This window comes from Parasedimentitalea denitrificans, from assembly GCF_011813015.1.
In the GTDB taxonomy this organism is placed as follows: Bacteria; Pseudomonadota; Alphaproteobacteria; order Rhodobacterales; family Rhodobacteraceae; genus Parasedimentitalea; species Parasedimentitalea denitrificans.
The window spans coordinates 1-19,183 of sequence record NZ_QHLQ01000038.1; the positions used below are offsets into that span (position 1 = coordinate 1).

Genomic DNA, 19,183 nt, shown 5'->3' on the forward strand with positions numbered 1-19,183 from the left:
CGATAGCCCAAAAAAAGCGTCGCGGGATGGAGCAGCCCGGTAGCTCGTCAGGCTCATAACCTGAAGGTCGTAGGTTCAAATCCTACTCCCGCAACCAGTAAAACAAGGCCTCACAGCGATAATCCGCTCGAGGCCTTTTTCTTTGTGTCCGGCCTATGTCCGCTTCGCAATCCATTCTGAAATCTCCTTTCATCGGTGATCTGAGGATAATCAGAACCCACACCACCCTTTTTGACGACTCTTTGCAAGCAGAGCAGAGAGACTACGGTACATTCAGTCACAGGGAAATTTTGAAATTCTTAGGTGGTTCACGCTGGTGCAAATAGTCATCTGATCTGTTGAACCGATTGAACGTTGAAAACCGACCTCCATTTGTGTCGTGGCTTGTAGCGTAAGTTCGGCGTAGCGCAAACACTAACGAGATCTGGATGGAGCGAGAAATGATTCACTAGGTGTTTCAACAATGAGTACACGCCGATGAACGGAAACGTATAAAAGTGATAGTTGCTTGTGGGTTATATCAGCCCACAAGCGACCACCTAGTTCGGATACATCAAAGTTGCCACTTGCGTATTTTAAGGTGTGTACCAGATTGGCGATGAATAGGCGCGTTCCTGGGTGATTAGTGTGACCTCCGACGGCATCTCGACACCAAACCGAACAGCATCATAAGCGGTCCAGCGCGGGGTGGGGATTTCGATCACACGGGTGTAGTAAAACGCGTGCTGCGATGCATCAAAATCCGGGTCCGTCCAGACTGCGCCCAATTCAGCTCGGCCGATGTCGTTAGTCCAGCTGGGGACTGACAGATCTACGGTATTGCCAACTGGTGGCAGTTTGCCATCCTCACCGGGCTGGCGGTCGCCGGACCAGATCACATCATAGACTTTCTCCTGTGTGGTGCCGTCAGTATCTACCCAGCCCTTGATGATCTGCACCCGATCCAGGTTGGCGCCAATTGGATCGCGCATGGCGTAGACCAGAAACGAAGGTGCACCGTCGCCATGGATCATGTCTCCACCCATCGGCACGCCTTTGGCATAGCCGATCTTGGCCAGTTCGCGCGAATTGATGTCGTCAGAGGCGAAGTCAAAGCCGCCAAAGAACCGCACCGTGATACGTGGCCCGGTGGTTGAATAGACCTCACGACGCTCCATCGCGTCGAAGATACCAGCTCGGGTGTTTTCGGTGGCCCAGACAGCCGTTGGGCCGGGAGTGGCGTATTGCCAACCTTTGTACTCGATCCCCAGCTCTTTGTTTTCTTTGGCCAAGGTAGTAGCGCGCGTTGCACTGGGCTCCATCCAGGTGAAGGCGCCAAAGAAGTTATTGTCGTCCTGCGTCGTTAAACCGGTATGAATGTCTGATCCACCAACAAAGCCGAGTTTAAACGGGTTGGTTTGGCCGTTCTGTGCAAAGGTCAGACCGTTCTTCAGAACGTTGCGGACATATTCATTGGCGATCATCTCTGGGGTTTTTGCCTCGGTCACATCCAGATTGGCCCAGTCCCAGTTCTCGTAATCGGCAAATTCATCCGTTGGCGACAGCAGCGGGTGGCTTTCGCTGTCGCCCTTGGTCTGGCCGATTTCAACCAACCGTTCCCATTGGGCGCGGGTTTTCAGATATTCGGGGTCAAAGGCTTCTCCATCGCGGAAGGTGTCGTTCTGCGTAAACATGATGCCGTTGGACAGGTTTGGATTGTGCGGAATGGCCAAGACATCTCCGCCGGTGTCGTCCTCATAATTCTGCATCCAGTTCCACAGATCACGCGGGTCCGGGCTGCCAGCCGGGGGTGACATTAGGAAGGGCACCACTTGCAACGCGCGTTCGGGACCGTCCCGGAAGATAACATTGCGGTGCAGGTTGTTGCCCGCGACCAGCGAGGTCCACTCGTATGCGATCATTGCGGTGAACACATGGGGTTCGTTGAACTGTTCCGCAGCTGCCACCAGATCGGCCCAGGTGTTGTCATAGCCGGGCGATCCGGGCTGATACAGCAGCGCCTCGGACAGGGTGCCCTGGCTGAATTGCTTGATCAGATCAAACGAGGCCTGTTTGGCCGCATCACCGCCCTTGGCAAATTCCTGATGGAATTTCTTACCCTGTGGATCGGCCATAATATTGGGCGCACCCTTAATGATGTCGGTGATCACCCCCATGCCGTCGGTGTGTTCTGTCAGCATATAAAAATCAAACGGACGGGACAGTTTCACCGGCTGTCCGGTGTTGGAGTTCACCTGCTCACCACGGGCAAAACGATACATGTCGCGCGGCATCAACGTAGTACCGCCGCCGCCCGCATCCGCCGACAGAGCCGAATGCACATGGGTGTCACCAAACAGCACTTTGGTAGGGAAGCCGCGATTGGCGTTCGGCGAATAGGGGGCGCCTCTTAGCACGCTGGTGGTGCCGTCAGGCGGCAACCCATCTTGCGCCAAAGCTGGTGAAGCCAAGACAAGAAAAGTAGTAATAATGGCTAAACGCTTCATCGGAAAATTCCTTATTTCGGTACAAGAAGTTTTGCGGTCAGGCCGATAGTGTCACGCGGACCGGAACCGGTATCATAAAAGTTGCGCTCATAGCTTAGCTGCCATTGCACAGGCATGCCGTTAATCTTGGTTAGCTTTGAGACCTTCGCGCCCAGCGGCAGGCTTGTGAACTCATCGCGATCCCAGTCGTAGACAAATGACATGTCGGAGCTACCCACAGACCAACCATTGCCCAGTGAATGGCTCAGGATCGGCTGTAATGTAGAGATGTTCACATCTGGCCGTGCGTCGTCGCCGCCAACGGTCAGAATGTTTTGGTTGAATACCCCAAACAGCCCCCAGTTTTCTTGAGCAATAAAGCCCATGGCTGGGCCCAGACCCCACTTTTCGGCACTGATGCCGTCGGCACCAGTGGGCAATAGTGCAACCACGCCAACGCCGAACCGGCCCCACGAGCGATTAAAGGTCGCCATGTTGAACAGGGTTGCATCCCCCAGTCCACTGCGCCCGGCGGCATTGCGAGTGACATAAGGCAGCGTAAGGCGGGCGATGTTGTTGACGCCCCCCAGAGTGAACGGAACCGCTGCCCGAAATTGAGCCACGTTCTGTGACCCAGCGATGTTGTGCAGGTTGGGCGAATAGAAATCCTGAAACTGAAACGACATTAGTGATGCAGTTGGGTCGCTGGCCTGGCTTTGCAGCGACTGGCCGCCACTATCTTGGGCAAATGAACCCGTGGCCAGCCCCGCAAACGCGAGGCCGACCAAAAAGTGGGGTGTTCTTTTCAAGGCTGATACCAAATCGGCGAGCCCCAAGCGCGTTCCTGAATCACTGCGGGCACGTCCTCCAGCAGCGGCAGATCATAGCGGACTGCGTCATAGGTGGTCCAACGTGGCGTTGGGATTTCCAACGCGCGGGCGTAGTAGAATGCGCCTTCGGTGGGATCAAAATTAGGGTCTGTCCAGCTGCCAATTAGGGTGGCGGCACCAATGTCGTTTGTGAACAGTGCGGTGGTCAGATCTACTGTGTTTCCAACCGGAGCCAGCTTCCCTGCGGCGTTTATAGATCTGTCACCAGACCAGACCACGTCGATGATCGTTTCATTCACATCGCCGTTCAGATCGACCCAGCCTTTGATGATCTGGATCCGGTCCAGGTTGGCTCCATCGACATCCTTTTCCGCATAGACAGTGAAAGTCGGTGCAACACCCGCAGCCGGAAGTTCTCCGCCCATTGGCACGCCCAGCTGATAGCCCTGTTCGACCATCGCAACCGGATCGCTTGGGGTAGGTACCAGATCAACACCTCCAAACATACGCACCTTGATACGCGGGCCTGAGGTAACGAAGGTCTCGCGCCTCCGCATTGCATCCCAGATTGCTGCGCGGGTGTTTTCAATCGCCCATACCCCTGTGATTGAGCCAATCGACAGGTCTTTGCCATCAATCCAGCCGCCAACACCTTCGGTGCGGCGACGTTCCACTGTGCCGTCCTCGGGGCCATGCCCGCCGATGAAAGTGTCCTCGGCCACGTCAGACATCAGGCCATTGTGGTTGTCGGTGCCTCCAACAAACCCATAGGCAAAGGGATTCACCCCCAACTCCTGCTCTTTCTGCAGGCCAACTTTTAATCCACCCCGGACAAAATCACGGGCATGGAAGATCCGCCCCGAGTTATCCTGAATAGAATCCGCATTCTCAAAGTCCGAAAACTCATCGGCGGCCCAGAACTTGCGGTGAACTTCGGAATTGCCCTTGATCTGCATCATCTCGATCAGCGGCTCGTAGTGCTGTCGGGTGCGTGCGTAGTCCAGGGTCAGCGGGTTGCCCGAAGAATCAGTATTCGGGAACATCCGTCCTTTGGAGGCATTGGAGTTGTGCGAGATCGCCAGCAAATTCATGCCTTCGGCCTCTTGTATCCGCATCCAGTCCCAAAGCTCTTCTTCGGTGTTCACATCCAGATAGCTGATGGGGGCGGCGGGCACGTTGGCATCGCGGAACAGAACATTTCGATGCAGGTTTGCGCCACCCGGCGCGCCGGACCATTCAAAGCCAACGATGGCGGTGAACTCACCCGGTTCGTTGTGCTGCTCTGCGGCTTCCACCATGATCTGCCAGGCGCTCTTGACCGTTGAGGGACCGGCGAAAAAGCTGGGATGCTTGGGTTTTGCAGCACCACGATTGACAGAGAGTACGTATTTAAAAAACCACTCCTGCTTTTGCTCCAGACTCTCGAGAGAGCGCAAGGTGACCAGATCCGGGTTGTCATGGCCGGGGGCACCTTCAACATTGGTCGAGTACATCTCGCCGATATATTCTGAGTGGTCAGTGACTGCGGCAAAATCCAGCGGCCGTTTCAGCTGTTTTGTAACGCCACCAATGTCAAAAGCCTCACCTTTGGCAAACCGATAGGCCATATCTGGCGTTTGCCGGTTGTCGCCAATATAGGCGTCCAGCGAAAACATCGTGTGCAAATGCGTTTCACCAAAATAGGCGTTGCGCATCGGGTTGGGGTCGGCGTGAACCACTGCCGTGCTGCAAAGCAATAGCGCGCAGGCGCTGGCTGACAGTTTCAATCCAATTGATCTCATGTGGTTTTCCAATCTTATTGAATGGTGGAATTCAGAAGACAAAGCCCAGCGTGAACCAGAGCTTGTCGACCTCAAAGACGCGTTCAGCGTCGAATTCTTTGATGTATTTTGCTTTGAAATTGACCGGCTGATCGCCGATCTTGGTGCTGTAAGTGACCACAGGGCCCAAGCCATAAACCTGTGCTCTTAGGCTGGACAGTCCCAAGCTGGCTTTGATGCTCTCGGCTCCGGCTCCGCTGTCCTCGGAAAACTGTTGAAAAGCATATCCGGTGACGCCAACAGCCCACCCGCTGGGCAAGTGCTGCAGGACTGCGCCTTCAAAATGGAATTCCGGTGCAGTTTGGTATCGAGTCGCTGAGTTCTCGGCGCTGATGGTCACGCCTAAAGCACCGCTGAATTCCAGGCCGTTTTTAGGGTCAAGATATGTCATGGAAATTGTTGGGTCGGCTGCAAACCGATTTTTACCAAGGTTCAGAACACTGGCAGATCTGCCCGCGACATCTAAAGATGCCGTTTCGTATTTCCCGGTCGGAAAATACATCGTCAGTGAAGCCGAAGTATGCAGGTTGCCATTGTGCCAGCCAACAATAGGAGTGATCGACAAATCGCCAAAACCAGTTATTTCGTCGGTAAATGAGCCGGTAAATTGCCCTACCACCCCCTGCGCATCCATCGAAGCATGGGCAATGGGAAGACTGATGTTGACTGCTGGCGTACCGCCCCACAGGGCAGAGTCAAAGACATAGGTTACATTGGGCCGCCACAGGGCGACACTCAGATCCGGATCGACAACCCCAACACCGCCAATCACCAATTGCGGGACTTGACCTGAATAAAGCACCAAGTCGTTGTTGAAGTAGACCCCAGCTGGCGGCACTACCCCGGCCAGGCTGTCGCGAATTCCCAAAAGATAGGTTTGGGTGCCGCCTTCGATGGCTTGTCCAAATGAGGGAAACAACAGCAGAGCCGATGCGGTCAGTGCAGCATGAATGTTTTTCACGGCAATACTTTCTTTTTAAACATGCAACTCAGAAACACGACTCTTCTTTTATAACAAGCACGTACGGTAAGACTGTATGGCGGGCGGCAACACGTTTGCAACCCGGGATGTGATTTAGTCAGCGTTACAAAATGAAACCTGTAACCCGTTCGACAAACCAATAGGCAGCGATGATGCCTACAAAATAGGTGAATACTGTATTTAGCGCAGCACCACTGCGCCGCAGCTGGAGGCCGATCGCTGGTACGACCCGTGTAACCAGAGCCGCCGCAGCCAGCACCAACGCAACAAAGGCCAATTGACCAACCTCGACACCCAGGTTGAAGCCAAGCAGCGCCATGACCAGATCGCCTTCTGGTAATCCGATGTCGCGCAGGGCACCGGCGAATCCCAATCCGTGTAGTAGGCCAAATGAAAATGACACCAGCCATGGCCAGCGCTCAGACAGGCGCATTGTGTCATCGCGGCGCTTTGACAACTCGACTGCCAGGAACACGATCGACAGGGCAATAACCGCCTCGACCGGCGGTGGCGGCACATTTAGCCAGCCCAGAGATGCTGCCGCCAGGGTGATTGAATGGGCCAGAGTAAAGGCTGTGATCGCGCCCACCAGCCGCCACCGATCACGGATCAATAGCAGCAGGGCAAAGACAAACAGCAGATGGTCAAATCCGGCCAGAATGTGATCTGCTCCCAGCGCGATGTAGCCCCCCAAAACCTGCCACGCGTCGGGGTCTTTGGGGAGGGCAAAGCTGGGTTGGTCAGGTGTCAATCGGCTGGTGAAGCTGCTACCATCAGGGTCCTGAAAACGTACCAGAATATCGGTGTTGGTGCGTTCCAAGCCGTCGATAGCGATAGACCGGCCGACCAAACCACCATCGCATTTAGCGGTCCAGCGAGACACCCAAGCCGCTCCGTCATAACGCGGAGCCGGAGGGCTGCGCAGGTCACAGTTGACCGGCAACACCACGTCCATAGCCATAGGTTTACCTTTGACATCAGGCTTGCGCCAGAACAGACTGTGGGTCTCTCCAGAAAGTACCTGAATTTCCAGATACCCCGGTTCAAGTGCGTGGGCCTGTACCTGCGATGTAGTCATTGTCACCAGCAGCGCCAGGACGGTCAGAAAGCGCGGCATCATGAGGCGTCGTCCGACATAGGCAGAACAATTTCATACCCTTGGCGCAGAGTTTGGTAATATTGATCTAAAACATCCTGGCGTTTTGCGCGCTGCCAGTCGGCCAACACTTGTGGCATGACCTGATCCAGTGGTGGCAGAGTTGACGCGGATTTTCCAGAGAGTCGCACCAAGTGCACACCATAACCAGATTGCACTGGCCCAGCCCATTCGCCAATTGGCAGGTTGATCAACGATCCGGCAAAGCCAGTTCCGAAGGAACTGTCCAATACCTGCACGGCGGTCATTTCAAAGCGTTCAGGCAACAGGCTGGGGGACCGCAATTGTGCAGGATCTATGCCAGTCCGCAGCGCCGACAGGGCCTCCGAGCTATCCTCAGAGTTTGCTTTTTCGCCCAGATAGACCTGCTCCAGCGCCAATTGCGGTGATTCTTGATAGTCTTCGGCATTGGCGATAAAGAAGGCCACCAACTCCCCGTCTTCTGGCTCGATCGCCTCGGCAATCGAGGCGGCAAAGAACTCCATCTTTTGACGCAGTCGCCGTTCGATCACTGCATCGCCCTGGTCCATACCCAAATCCAGCGCTGCATTGACCAGCACCCGCTCGCGGATCAGGTCTTCGGTCATGCTCTGCATTTCTTCGGGCTGGGGAGTGCGTTTCCAAACGCTTTCGAAGCGTGCAGATAGTGATACCAGATCCGTCTTGCTGATAGTGATCTGTTGGCTGTTTAGCTTAGCCGGACTGTCGTCCATAAGGGAAAACGTGGCAAAGATCAGTCCCCCGATAAGCAGAAAATGAACCAGAGGTTCTTTGGAAATACGGGCAATCATGTCTTTGGAAATTCCGATGTGAGTTGAAATAAGTGATCCCCAAGCAGGAGGGGAAAAAGTAATAGTAAGTCCGAGGCAGGCATTTTAGCAACCGGGGACATACTTTTGGCTCGTGATGTGGCTATGCAGTTTTTCAAAAGACCCTAATGGCACATGCGCTAACATTTACAGGGCAGACTTGCCGTCCGGAGGAGGCTTACAACTTCGTCATGTTTGCGACGCTTGCATAGTGATTGGCTGAAGCGTTCGAGGTTGTTTTGAATAATAAATATCCATTTCCTCGAGCCTCTCCAGAGGGATGTAAAGCGTTGGCTTCCCAGTCTTCGCCCGAGTTCGCTCTCCTGCGATAATGTTGTCAAATTTTATTGCGAGATCGTCAATTGTTCGTTCGCTATCGGCGAAAGGGGGGATCAAGGGGCTGTAGAAGTCATGACACTGATCTTCGATTGAGTAGCTGAGGCCGAGGCGCTCAGCTGCCCAGGACCTGACAACGCCGAATTGATAGTAGATTGGGTCACCCTGGGTCGGCTTGAGATACATCGGAGGCACTGCTGCGGGGCCTTCTCCCCGAACCCTCCAGTTGTGAAGGGTAGCCGGTGTTACGTTCAGCAACGCTGCTGCTGTCGGCGACGACAGCAACCACCAGGGTGGAATTCGCGGCCACTTGGCTGGTTCTTTGAACAGATTAGCTCCAGAAATTTTGCTCATTTTTTTATCTCAATTATTTGATGAAGAGTTCGACTGGAGAGTGGGGTACTTTCCGCCGCAGACAGTTTTTCCTTAAGTATACTACTGCGGCGGCGGTGCTTCACACCCGCCCGCCGCCATACGTGCTACTCAGCCGATTGCGGTTGTTCCCCGCATTTGAATGCGTCGTGAATGCTGTTTCCAACTTCGTAAACGCGGACGTCTCGGCTGTTTCGTTTGTCGTAAATTTTAGATTTTTTGATGAACGAGAATTTCTCCATGTCACGGATCAATTTGCGCATTTTTACCCGCTCAATTTCCTGTTCGTGACTTCGATCAGCCTTTGGGCCGCGTCCGATGTCTACGCCGAGGGCCTCTGCAGCAGTGTATCCAGCCCAGTCTTTTGCAGACTCTGCACATTTGACTGGTTCAGCCGTACGGTTGATTGCCTTTTGAACTTTAAAAAATTCATGCTCGGACACAGGCTTGAGGCTTGGTGGATGATACTCTTCAGTCACCCCAACCCATTCCCCGTTTGACAATTGGACCCCTGTCATTTTTCGCCAAACTGAGTTTTCTGCAGGGGGCGAAAGGTTGGCTTTTCCATTTTCCACACGGAAAACGGACTTTGCGGTATTTTCATCAATGCCTAGCTTTGCGGCGTCTTCCTTGGAAATTTTGTTAACAACGCGAGCGACACGAGCTGCTCCGATCAACGAAACTGCGCCACGGACACTGTCGATATTGGCATCTTGTCCGTTGGATTTCCGGATGTGATGGACCAGCCCAATTGCTGAATTTGTGGCATCCGCTACATGTCGAATTTGAGAGACCACCGCATTGACAGCCATGTTGTCATTTTCATTTACTGCATGGCTGCCAACAAACAGATCAATGAATACAGCACCAATGTTGTTGTCGCGAATTTTGCGGATCATCATGTCGGACAATTCGTTATTTACAGACAAACCCTTGGGTCCTTGTTCCGCAAATAGGATTTGAAAGTCTCGACCTGCGTCCACAAATAGCCGCCCCTCAATTTCTTCCTGGGTCACACCGTGTGCCTGCATCGCTGCTACGACGCGGAGCTGCATTTCCTCGAGAGGGTCTTCAAGATTGATCACCCAAACATTTGTCCGCTCGTGCACAGTTTCACCGAGGAGTGGGCGCCCACTGGCGATTGCCAAACCTTCACAAATTTGTAGAGACGTCTTTCCTACACCTCCTGCGGAGGCGAGGACCGATACGAAGCCTCGGATATAGTGATGGTCATAGATCCATCGGCGGCGTGGTATATTTTTGGCGTCGAAGGTTTCGTAGAGGGATGGCCACGTTTCCAAGGTCGGTGAATTGAGACGTGAATTCTCGGGAGGAGCAAAGCCCTTGGTGCGAGCCCCTTCAATCGCGGCACTCACTTCGCGAAGAGTATCGCCTTGGCTATATCCTTCGAGCCGCCAGTCCTTGGCGAACATTAGAATGGCCTCGTCGGGCCAACCGCAGGCAACGAAGGACCCCACAGCTCGCACCATGTTGTTGTGCCAGTTTATGCCAGCCTTCAAATTGCGAATTGCTTCGTCAACGTCGAGTTTGGAGTGCATAGATCCTGAAACAGAAAGGGCGCCTCGATTTGACGGGCTGACTATCGGTGGAAATTGTTCAATTAGATCATCGATTGTAAACATCATTGGGTCCCAGTCATTTCGAAAGTGGTACGTTCTGGGACGTAACCGCGTTGTTTTTTGGAGTTGCTTGGATAGGACACGGTGCCCGCCAAACGCATGATGCGGCTTGGATTTATCACACAGCTGTCAGTGCCCAGTTTTGAGGCAATGTTTTTCTGAATGCCTCGCCAAGCGCCCATGTCGCGACAAGGTTCATCCAGCTCCCAATACCCGTGCAATCGGCGCCAGGGCATGGTGCCCGTTGTAACCAGCATAGACGGTTGAAGAGGAGCATCGGCAATCGAATTGGCTCCGTGCTCGTCGTCGGCATCAGCAAAACAATAGAATGCAGCAAGTATGTCGTCGTCTGTAGCTGCTCCTACAGTGCCTTTAGCCACTGGGTTCACACAGGCATAGAGGTTCCAGCCAGCCGCGTTCAATTCCGTTGAGTGGATGGCGGCGGCTTCGATTTCCTGAGGCTTGAAGTGTCGATAATCTGCTGCTTTTCCATCTGTCAAAGCACGAATCTCCAGGATTGACGGTTCGTTGAGTTCGGGCCATCGATGGGTAGCGGTGTGCAAAAAGGCGGTGATCATTGACTGATCCGGTGTTGGTGAAGCTGACATTTTTTTCCTGTTTAAGTGAAAGGGGTATGTTCCGGCGGCCGAAGGACTGACGCGGAGTCGCTAGACAAATCAGTCGTTTGAGAAGTTGCGTGTTGGCTGCGTTTCGTTGGCTGCCAGCCAAGCATCGACTGCCGTTTTCCGGTAAAGAATGGTTCGCCCAACTTTCACGCGGGAAGGTCCGACGCGTAGTGCGTGCCAGCGGCTCAGCGTTCGGTGAGAGACGTTGAGTAGCTCAGCAACCTGGGAAGGTTTGAGGTGGTTGTCATTCATTCTGTTCATGCTCCTTTGTGCGATTTGACAGAAGCATGAGTACAGGTCTGGTAGCCTTGAGGAAACCCCGATTTCCGGAAATTAGACTTGGGTTACAATGGGTTAACCTTCACTTATGGGTTTCCTATTTCCGGAAATTGCCCTTGACAGCCTGATCTGAAAAGCTGTTGGCAGCACTTCTCAACGGGTCATCCATCAGGTGCGCATATCGCATTGTGGTTTGATGCTGAGAGTGGCCCAACAGCTTACCGATCGTCTCAAGGGTTTCACCACTTGATACCAGAACGGATGCAAAGGAATGTCGCAGATCGTGAATGCGTAGATCCGGGATTTCGACTTCCGATCTTAGCCATCGCCAGGGTCGATTTAGATCCGGCATGTGTGTTCCTTTCGAAGTCGGGAACAGAAAGCCGGCCCCCGCAACATCGTGCATGCTCCGCAGCAGCATTAGCGCTTCGTTGGACAGAGGAATTCGTTTCCGCTTTCGGTCTTTGCTTTTGTGGGGTGGCCGGTTCCAGATCCCTAGTTCAAGATCCAAGTCTGGCCACTCCAGCCCAAGAACTTCTCCACGTCTAGCGCCAGTCAAGATCAGCAATCTGATTGCATTGGCTGCCTTTTGGTTGGTCATTTTTTCCAACGCTGCGAAGACACGTTCATATTGATCCGCCGTAAGGTATTTTTCACGAGAATGTTCCGAATTACGCCGGAAGTCATTTGCTGGATTTCTTGTGATCCATTCCCACTCTATGGAAAGATTAAGTGCCTTCCTCAGCACCTCAAGAACTCGATTTGCCCGAGTGGGGGTCTTTTCACTGATTTTGGCGTGCAGGTGGCGAACCTGGCGATTGTTCAGCTCTCTGACTGCAATCATCCCTAGTTCGGGAAGAATGTAATTTGCCCACATGCCCCTCTGGTCGGTTTGGCTTCTCGGCGACAACGTCGGGAAATGATCCTTTTCATACTCCGTCCAGAGGTCGGTCACTGTAGGAGCATCACGGCGTTCGGTTTTCTCTTTCTGAGGGTCAATCCCTTGATCGATTAGGCGGCGTAATTCCTTGGCCTTGTCACGAGCTGCTGCAGCGGTCCAAGCAGGAAATTTGCCTATCGTGAACCGCCGTTCTCGCTTGTTGATATGGTAATTCAGAATGAATGACTTGGTGCCAGCTTTCGTAATCCGAATACCAAATCCAGGGATCTCGCTGTCATAATGGATTTTGTGATTGGCTGTTGGTGGTTCGACTTTCTTGACAAAAGTCTCGTTGATCTTTGGCATGATGTGTCCGTGCTATGTCCGGCAAAGTGAAGGGTGTTAGTGGCATTTCGTGACTCTCTGTGTCAAACAAAAGGCTGCCAATCTCCGGAAATCAAAGGGAAAACCACCGGTTTTATGAGGTTTTGGTGTATTCGGCACGCAGGCTCATAACCTGAAGGTCGTAGGTTCAAATCCTACTCCCGCAACCACTGAAAATTGACTCCCGACACGTGTAACAGCGTCCGGGAGTTTTTCTTTGTCTACTCCTGCGTAAGCGCCGATGATACCAGCCGGATCACCCCGTAGGGTGATGGCGTAGCCGTGCTGCGCGCAGGCGTCTGGACGCAGCTCAATGGCTTCAATCATCTCAGCCAGAGCCTCATGGGCGCGCTGAACGACAGCTGGGTCTCTCAACCTGTCTTCAAGAGAAGAAACCAGACCACGATAAGCGGTTGATAAGTTCGGCATCACAAACTTTGAGGCATCGGCGACTATGATCGCTTCACGCTCTGCGGCCAAAGCCGCACGTTCATCCTGGCGGCTGCCAAGGCGCTCCAATAGCAATGAGGAATGCCCAACACCATCTTCGATTTGATCGAGGATGCGCGCAATTTTGGTGTCCAGTGCGTTAATCTTCTTCTCCAGAGACTTGAGGTCGCCACTTTTGGAGCGTTGCTTAGCCGTGACCTCTTTAGTCACCAGTGCACAAAACGCTTCCATGTGAGAGGGCTTCAGGAGTTCGCGCTTAAGACTGGCTAAAACACGGCCCTCAACGTGGTCGCGGGTGATAGTGGTTGCGTTCTGGCAGGTGCCCTTACGTTTGCGGATTGAGCAGCCGTAGCGATCTTTACCCATGATTGCCATGTTGCCACCACAGCAACCGCACTTAAGTAATCCGGACAGAAGGAACTTCTTGCGATGTGCACGATTGAGGGCGAGGCCAGTTTCCGGGTCTGTTGCCATCTCACGGGTGATGGATTGAAGTCGCTGCGCGACCTGATCCCATAGTTCCTGTGGAACAATCCGCATCTTTGGTGCGTCGATCATGATTGGCTTCTCCCCTGCAACAGAGGTGCGCTTGCCTGTTACTGGGTCTTTGCGAAACCGCATCTGGCCGTAAACAATCTGACCGATGTAGGCGCGATTGCGAAGAATGCCGACGCCCCGCTTGGAATTGCCGCGTATGGTCGAGGATTGCCACGCATCGCCTCTGGGGCCAGGAATTCTATCCGCGTTCAAGCCTGCCGCAATTTTTGCCGGTGCAACACCATTGGCGAACTCAGTAAAAATGCGAATTACAATCTCGGCTCGCTCGGAACAAACGGCCCGGTTGATGCCGTCACCTGAAGCGACACTATAGCCATATGCAACACCAGCAGCCACACGGCCTCGGTGTGTTGCACCGACCTGGCCGCGCCTTGTTTTGGCGGCGGTGTCCTTAGAGGATTGCTCGGCGATCATCCCAAGAACTGCTGCGAGTATCGGCGTGATCTCTCCGTAGTTCACTGTGAAAAGTACCTGGCCTCTATAAGCCAGATGATCACGCAGATTGGTCGTGTCAGCGGTTCGGCGGGCTAAACGGTCGATCGCTTCAGCCAGAACAACGTCAAAGGCATGAGACTCTGAATCGCGAAGCATCCGCTGATATCCAGGGCGAGCAGCAGATTGGCCGGAAATCTCTTTGTCAGTATAGATCTCTACCACGGTCCAGCCTTGTGACGATGCATAGGCTTTACAGATCCGGATCTGATCTTCAATCGAGGTCACATCTTGTAAGATCGAGGAGTAGCGGGCGTAGATCGCGACACGTTTGGTCATGTTTAGGCGTCCTTGTTTGACTTTGGCGCGCAGTTGTCGTTGGCGGCGACCAGCGAGGCAGCGAATGTCTCAGCCAGAAGGCCGACGAAGACATAGGCCTGGCCCCGCAGTGGGGTGACTTGTGCGTTTGGTGATTTGGATTGTGAATTGAGGTCGAAATTGCTCACGGCATTTGTCCTGTCTCTGGGGGAAGAGAATGGCCTCTTCCCTGTGAATGTTCGTCGTGAGCAGAACGTTGTATCGTTAGCGGAAGCCGAAAAACGAGTTTGATGAAAAAGTTGCGTTTAGGCGTCAATTCTTTTGTAAGGTTTTGCTTTTGTTCGAAACTTAATCATCAACCACTCAGTCCTTAGCGCCCAACACCGCGATGCCAGCCCACATCCTGTTCGGCTGAGAGGAGATCGCAGACGCGGTGGGAGAGATTATGGGCATCATTCAGATCTCGTATGATCTGATCGAGCCCGGCCGTATCGTTGTCGCTGAGCTCTATGTGTTCGAGACGTCGCAATAGAGAGGCTGCGGTGATGCGAAACTGATCGTTCAGCAAGCGGCGGCGCTCGAGTGTTGCTCGGAGTTCAATGAGGTCAGCGAAGAGGCCGCGATCGTTCTGAATACTGAGATCTTGCAGCCCTTCCAGCGCACTGCGTGCAGCTCGCAGTCCATTGGCTGTAAGCTCTTCGAGTCTGTCAAAATCGTCGCGCGATTGTTCCGGAAAGAACAGCGCGACACGGTGGTTGTTTTGGGTCGGGAAGTTCGTAGGAATTGGAAGCATGATGTGTCTTTCTGTGATGCAGTTCGAGGCGTTCCGGCCCATCTTTTGAGGGGCCGGAGGTCATCCGAGCAATGTTTGGAGATCAGGCGAGGCGCTTGCTGCGTTTGTATTCGACAGTGAATGTTGGGGGCTTTGCTTTCCTGCGCCCATATAGGCGTCGACGCTCCCTGTGATCCGCGGCAATGTCGGCTTCAGCCTGCAGGCGCGCGCGCACTTGGTTCATGCGCTCGAACTCAGGGCCGCTCAGTGAGCCAAACACAGGAGACTCTGTTGTTCTGTTGCAAACGAAGCCGTTGTGCTTCAGCGACACGCTTACCTTGCGATAGCAGATGAAGCGGGTCGGGCGATGGAGGCCCGCTGCGATCACACGCGCAGGCCGGGTGATATCAACACCGTAGCCTCTGGTTGTTTTGTGGTCAGCTGATGTACCGAAGGCCAGAGTAACGAAGGGCAGGGCCCCAATCTGGTGCCTGTCTATGACAAGGCAGGGACGTTTTTTTGGCTCCACGCCTGCTTCGGCATCGTCTTGAAGTGGAAACCGAAACGAAACGATGTCGCCCCAGGTCAGGTGATCTTGCCACTCGGCGGTGTGTTTGGGGTCAGGGAAATAGGTATCGAGCATGACAGCTCCTTTTTGATTACGGTGATGACGCGCAACCGGACTTCCCTCTTCTCATTTGGTTCCGGAGGGTTCGGCCTGTCTTGCGCGTCACAAAACGCGCGCAAGCAGGACCGAACTCTACGGGCACACAGGCTTCGACTGATCTTGGGTGAGTGTTGAGAGGGCATCCCTCTTGGCCCCGCGTGGGACCGCGAGCAGTAGGGGTTTGGGGAAGAGTGCGGAACGACTTCCCTGGGCGCTATGGGGTCTTGGGGCTGTGCAGAACGGCGCCCCGAGTCCGTCGGAAGACGCCAGGCGGTGAAGGGGGGGGGCGAGCAATCCCCTTCTCGGCAGACAGCCTCCGCAGACAGCGCGGGGTTCGGGGCAGCGCCCCGGCGAACGCAGTGCGAACACAGGGAAAGTATGACCCGGAGTGCGCGCTGCTTAGTGAGTAAGCAACACCACAACTATGAAAGCCGGGTGTGGTGAGGCGGTGGTTCGCGGCAGGTGAATGTCAGTCAGCTGTCGAACGCAACTGCTACGGCCTCGGAAATAAGCCAGCAAAAGGCCCGGAGGAGCTCCAGTGCAGTAGTTCACCAAACAGCCTGAACGGCTCAAACGAGCAGCTCGAGCAAAACACGCATAAAGTCAGATCCAAGCCCTAATGTGACATTGGTACTCGGTGAAGTATGACGCGGCATCCAGAGCACTAAGGGTGGAGCGGACCTGCGCTGCTCCTCGCACTTAGGTCCGCTGAGCGGACTAAGTTGCCGCTGACCTTCCGAAATCGAACGGCCGCTTTTCGCACTTGGCTACCGCAACCATAACACCAAGGGCGAGTATCGGTCATTCGCGACACTGTAAGGCGAATGACCAACTGGAGGCTCCAGAATTTTGTCAGCCATATTTTGGCTTAAGGCGGGTAATTTCAATTAGCGCGCCGTGATTGCAGATGACCTGCGCTGCAAGCTCACACCCGGCTCTAACAGCATCGTCGAGCTGCGAGTCCGCTAAATAGGCAGACAAAAACCCTGCGTTAAAGCTGTCACCGGCGGCTGTTGTATCAACGGGTTCTGAAACTTTTGGCGGGCTGAACCGACACAATTCAGAACCGCGGCGGAGAAGGATTTCCTTGTCTCCGTTTTTTACGACGACTAGTTGCGCGCCTAGTTTGCTGTAGCGGAATGCGGTTGCGACTGTATCGGTATCTCCAAAGTACATCTGCTCATCCTCAAATGAGGGCATTATTAAGTCTGAGCATTGTGCAAACTTGGTTGTTGATTGCCGCATTTCTTCATTGTCGGACCACAGCTTTGGGCGAAGGTTTGGGTCGAAAATTATGGTTTTTCCCTTTGCACGGGCTTCCGTGAGTGCATTGTACAGGTTTCGACGTCCGCCGTCGCCAAGAATGGCAACTGTGATGCCGGAGAAGTAGACCACGTCCGCGCGCTCCATGACGTTTGTCAGCAACTCATTTGAGGACGCAAGCGTTTTGGCGGCACTGTTGTCTCGCCAATAGGTGAAGCTGCGCTCACCTTGGTCGAGATGGATCATATATAGGCCGAGAGTGCGGTCAGTCCGCTCGATGACATCAGTTAAGTCCAGGCCGGAATCGTGAGCAAAGCCAAGAAAGTCTGTCGAAATTTTGTCTACACCGACTGCCGTGAAGTAGCTTACCACCCAATCTTCCCGAAATTCACGCACCGCGTACCAAGCAGTGTTGAACGTGTCACCAGCAAAGCTTCGCGACATACCTTTCGTTCCCGGGTTTTGCGATAGTTCGATCATGCATTCACCAAGCGCCAGAAATCGTTTTTTCGGCATCAGTCTTCGAACCACTCGTGGTTTTCTTCGCGCAACTGCGCGATCGCACTTTCAATTTGCGAAAGGTGATCTCTCATGGCGTTCTCAGCGCGTTCAGGATTGCGGTCTCGAAGCGCGGCAAGTAATTCGACATGACCTTCCAGTGCGGTCTGTGATGAAAAAGCTAGGGACAAATAACGCACCCGGTCGGTATGTGCTTTCTTTTCCTGGATGCTCTTCCAAGTGAATGAAAGCCCTGCAAAGTCGCATATGTCGCGGTGAAACTGATTATCCAGTTGATGAAAGCGTTCTTTTTGATCTTCGCGGATGGCCTTCTTCTGCTCGTCGATCTGTTCTTCTAACGCACTGATGTGATCGTTGGTCAATGACATGCAAGCGTTGCGAATATTTTCAACTTCAATGGCTGTACGTATGTAGCGCGCCTCAAAAACGTCGCGCGCTGAGATCCGACTAACGACAGTCGCGCTTTGGGGTTTGATGATAAGAAAACCGAGCGTGGATAGACGATAGAACGCATCCCGAACCGACTGGCGTGACACACCGAGCTGTTTCGAAACTTCTGCCTCCGAAATTTTGGTTGTTGGCGGAAGATCGAGCGTAAGAACTTTCGAGTACAAGGTCTCAAACACTTGCTCTGTCACGGTTACCCTTGCGACGGGCTGCATATTTTTAACTGCCATTTTTTGCGCCATGGGGCTCCTCTCCATAATCGTTGACGAATCGATCTCGCTAACATATTAGTTGACTTGCAGCTAACATATCAGTCGTGTAGTTTGTTGTTAAGTCTTAATGCACGATGAGGGAAACCAGGTAAAGGGAGAGCGCGTGTGTTGATGAAAGATCGGCTTTTTCCGCAGGATCAGCAAACTCGGGACATTGCGCGCGAGCTTTACTCCCATGTAGTGGAGCTCCCGATCATCAGCCCGCACGGCCATACCGATCCCAATTGGTTTGCTAGCAACACCGCCTTCGCAAACCCGGCTGAGTTGTTTGTGACACCCGATCACTACCTGTTTCGCATGTTGTATTCTCAAGGCGTCAGGCTGGAAGACCTCGGCATCTCACGACTTGACAGTGGAGAGATAGAGACAGATCCAAGAAAGATCTGGCGTACCTTTGCAAGCCACTACTTCTTGTTTCGCGCAACTCCGACGGCGCTGTGGATAGATCACTCACTGCAAGAGGTCTTTGGTGTTTCCGATCCGCTAAATGCCAAAACAGCTGATGCAATTTTTGATCGCATCGATGGCTGCCTAAAGCTGCCCGAGTTTCGGCCAAGAGCCCTGTTTGAAAATTTCAACATCGAGGTATTGGCCACGACGGAAGGTGCGCTTGATCCGCTTGAAGCGCACAAAAATATTCAGGCTTCTGGCTGGGGTGGTCGCGTGATCACGACATATCGCCCAGATACCGTAATTGACCCGGAAACACCGGGGTTTGCTGAGAATATCGCCCGTTTTGGCGAAATGACGGGTGAGGATACTTCATCCTGGCGCGGTTATCTGCAAGCGCACCGAAAACGCCGCGCAGAATGTCTGACGTCAGCACCTGTGGGTATTTGGGAAGGTTTAGCATCAGGAGGATTTCTGGTTCATCGTAACCGTCAAGGAGTGAAGATGAACAAGAAA

General features: G+C 53.5%; 18 protein-coding genes and 1 tRNA gene. 2 read left to right on the forward strand and 17 right to left on the reverse strand.

Translation table 11 applies throughout. The annotated features are described in order from the left end of the window. Positions 1-20: 20 nt before the first annotated feature. Positions 21-97, forward strand: a tRNA-Met gene (locus tag DL239_RS20455). Between the two features lie 478 nt (positions 98-575). Here the strand turns inward: DL239_RS20455 and DL239_RS20460 are convergent. The 17 genes from DL239_RS20460 to DL239_RS20540 all read right to left on the reverse strand — a co-directional run bounded on the left by DL239_RS20460 (position 576) and on the right by DL239_RS20540 (position 18,247). Then, positions 576-2,486 (reverse strand): DUF3604 domain-containing protein, encoded by a 1,911-nt coding sequence (locus tag DL239_RS20460; protein WP_167685956.1) that lies wholly within the window; start codon positions 2,484-2,486, stop codon positions 576-578. An 11-nt stretch (positions 2,487-2,497) separates the two neighbouring features. After that, complete coding sequence (locus tag DL239_RS20465; protein ID WP_240932096.1) at positions 2,498-3,274, reverse strand: hypothetical protein; 777 nt, start codon at positions 3,272-3,274, stop codon at positions 2,498-2,500. Then, positions 3,271-5,076 carry a DUF3604 domain-containing protein gene (locus tag DL239_RS20470; protein WP_167685957.1) on the reverse strand — a complete coding sequence of 602 codons (1,806 nt, stop codon included), beginning with the start codon at positions 5,074-5,076 and terminating at the stop codon, positions 3,271-3,273. Before DL239_RS20470 ends, DL239_RS20465 begins: the two co-directional genes overlap by 4 nt. Positions 5,077-5,107: 31 nt before the next feature. Further along, on the reverse strand, positions 5,108-6,076 hold the full coding sequence (locus tag DL239_RS20475) for a SphA family protein (RefSeq protein ID WP_167685958.1): 969 nt from the start codon (positions 6,074-6,076) through the stop codon (positions 5,108-5,110). Positions 6,077-6,200: 124 nt separating this feature from the next. Next, positions 6,201-7,217 (reverse strand): HupE/UreJ family protein, encoded by a 1,017-nt coding sequence (locus DL239_RS20480; protein WP_240932097.1) that lies wholly within the window; start codon positions 7,215-7,217, stop codon positions 6,201-6,203. Further along, positions 7,214-8,044 carry a peptidylprolyl isomerase gene (locus tag DL239_RS20485; RefSeq protein WP_167685959.1) on the reverse strand — a complete coding sequence of 277 codons (831 nt, stop codon included), beginning with the start codon at positions 8,042-8,044 and terminating at the stop codon, positions 7,214-7,216. Before DL239_RS20485 ends, DL239_RS20480 begins: the two co-directional genes overlap by 4 nt. Before the next feature lie 207 nt (positions 8,045-8,251). Continuing rightward, complete coding sequence (locus tag DL239_RS20490; protein WP_167685960.1) at positions 8,252-8,752, reverse strand: helix-turn-helix domain-containing protein; 501 nt, start codon at positions 8,750-8,752, stop codon at positions 8,252-8,254. 125 nt (positions 8,753-8,877) lie between these two features. After that, the gene (locus DL239_RS20495; RefSeq protein WP_206188571.1) at positions 8,878-10,203 is read right to left on the reverse strand and encodes an AAA family ATPase; all 1,326 of its coding nucleotides are present in this window, start codon (positions 10,201-10,203) and stop codon (positions 8,878-8,880) included. A 209-nt stretch (positions 10,204-10,412) separates the two neighbouring features. After that, positions 10,413-11,018: a hypothetical protein gene (locus DL239_RS20500; RefSeq protein ID WP_167685962.1), complete on the reverse strand. Its 606-nt coding sequence runs from the start codon at positions 11,016-11,018 to the stop codon at positions 10,413-10,415. 69 nt (positions 11,019-11,087) lie between these two features. Beyond that, a complete protein-coding gene (locus tag DL239_RS20505; protein ID WP_206188572.1) occupies positions 11,088-11,297 on the reverse strand; it encodes a helix-turn-helix transcriptional regulator in 210 nt (69 codons plus the stop codon). Positions 11,298-11,412: 115 nt separating this feature from the next. Beyond that, entirely contained in the window at positions 11,413-12,561 is a 1,149-nt protein-coding gene (locus DL239_RS20510; protein ID WP_167685964.1) for a tyrosine-type recombinase/integrase, read from the reverse strand. 144 nt (positions 12,562-12,705) lie between these two features. Next, the gene (locus DL239_RS20515; RefSeq protein WP_167685965.1) at positions 12,706-14,358 is read right to left on the reverse strand and encodes a recombinase family protein; all 1,653 of its coding nucleotides are present in this window, start codon (positions 14,356-14,358) and stop codon (positions 12,706-12,708) included. A gap of 2 nt (positions 14,359-14,360) precedes the next feature. Continuing rightward, a complete protein-coding gene (locus DL239_RS20520; protein WP_167685966.1) occupies positions 14,361-14,525 on the reverse strand; it encodes a hypothetical protein in 165 nt (54 codons plus the stop codon). A 182-nt stretch (positions 14,526-14,707) separates the two neighbouring features. Next, complete coding sequence (locus DL239_RS20525; protein WP_206188573.1) at positions 14,708-15,130, reverse strand: hypothetical protein; 423 nt, start codon at positions 15,128-15,130, stop codon at positions 14,708-14,710. An 82-nt stretch (positions 15,131-15,212) separates the two neighbouring features. Continuing rightward, positions 15,213-15,752 carry a hypothetical protein gene (locus tag DL239_RS20530; protein ID WP_167685968.1) on the reverse strand — a complete coding sequence of 180 codons (540 nt, stop codon included), beginning with the start codon at positions 15,750-15,752 and terminating at the stop codon, positions 15,213-15,215. Between the two features lie 876 nt (positions 15,753-16,628). Next, on the reverse strand, positions 16,629-17,555 hold the full coding sequence (locus DL239_RS20535; protein WP_167685969.1) for a sugar kinase: 927 nt from the start codon (positions 17,553-17,555) through the stop codon (positions 16,629-16,631). After that, entirely contained in the window at positions 17,555-18,247 is a 693-nt protein-coding gene (locus DL239_RS20540) for a GntR family transcriptional regulator (RefSeq protein WP_167685970.1), read from the reverse strand. The genes DL239_RS20535 and DL239_RS20540 overlap by 1 nt, the downstream gene beginning before the upstream one ends. Positions 18,248-18,388: 141 nt before the next feature. Between DL239_RS20540 and DL239_RS20545 the strand changes: the two genes are divergently transcribed. After that, positions 18,389-19,183, forward strand: a 795-nt coding sequence (locus DL239_RS20545; protein ID WP_206188574.1) for a glucuronate isomerase, incomplete at its 3' end; no start/stop codon positions are given.

What these genes read in the sequence shown, in the direction of transcription:
- DL239_RS20460 (WP_167685956.1), bottom strand. Translation starts at nt 2,486, where the DNA reads ATGAAGCGTTTAGCCATTATTACTACTTTTCTTGTCTTGGCTTCACCA.
- DL239_RS20470 (WP_167685957.1), bottom strand. Translation starts at nt 5,076, where the DNA reads ATGAGATCAATTGGATTGAAACTGTCAGCCAGCGCCTGCGCGCTATTG.
- DL239_RS20480 (WP_240932097.1), bottom strand. Translation starts at nt 7,217, where the DNA reads ATGATGCCGCGCTTTCTGACCGTCCTGGCGCTGCTGGTGACAATGACT.
- DL239_RS20485 (WP_167685959.1), bottom strand. Translation starts at nt 8,044, where the DNA reads ATGATTGCCCGTATTTCCAAAGAACCTCTGGTTCATTTTCTGCTTATC.
- DL239_RS20490 (WP_167685960.1), bottom strand. Translation starts at nt 8,752, where the DNA reads ATGAGCAAAATTTCTGGAGCTAATCTGTTCAAAGAACCAGCCAAGTGG.
- DL239_RS20495 (WP_206188571.1), bottom strand. Translation starts at nt 10,203, where the DNA reads ATGTTCGCCAAGGACTGGCGGCTCGAAGGATATAGCCAAGGCGATACT.
- DL239_RS20500 (WP_167685962.1), bottom strand. Translation starts at nt 11,018, where the DNA reads ATGTCAGCTTCACCAACACCGGATCAGTCAATGATCACCGCCTTTTTG.
- DL239_RS20505 (WP_206188572.1), bottom strand. Translation starts at nt 11,297, where the DNA reads ATGAACAGAATGAATGACAACCACCTCAAACCTTCCCAGGTTGCTGAG.
- DL239_RS20510 (WP_167685964.1), bottom strand. Translation starts at nt 12,561, where the DNA reads ATGCCAAAGATCAACGAGACTTTTGTCAAGAAAGTCGAACCACCAACA.
- DL239_RS20515 (WP_167685965.1), bottom strand. Translation starts at nt 14,358, where the DNA reads ATGACCAAACGTGTCGCGATCTACGCCCGCTACTCCTCGATCTTACAA.
- DL239_RS20525 (WP_206188573.1), bottom strand. Translation starts at nt 15,130, where the DNA reads ATGCTTCCAATTCCTACGAACTTCCCGACCCAAAACAACCACCGTGTC.
- DL239_RS20530 (WP_167685968.1), bottom strand. Translation starts at nt 15,752, where the DNA reads ATGCTCGATACCTATTTCCCTGACCCCAAACACACCGCCGAGTGGCAA.
- DL239_RS20535 (WP_167685969.1), bottom strand. Translation starts at nt 17,555, where the DNA reads ATGCCGAAAAAACGATTTCTGGCGCTTGGTGAATGCATGATCGAACTA.
- DL239_RS20540 (WP_167685970.1), bottom strand. Translation starts at nt 18,247, where the DNA reads ATGGCGCAAAAAATGGCAGTTAAAAATATGCAGCCCGTCGCAAGGGTA.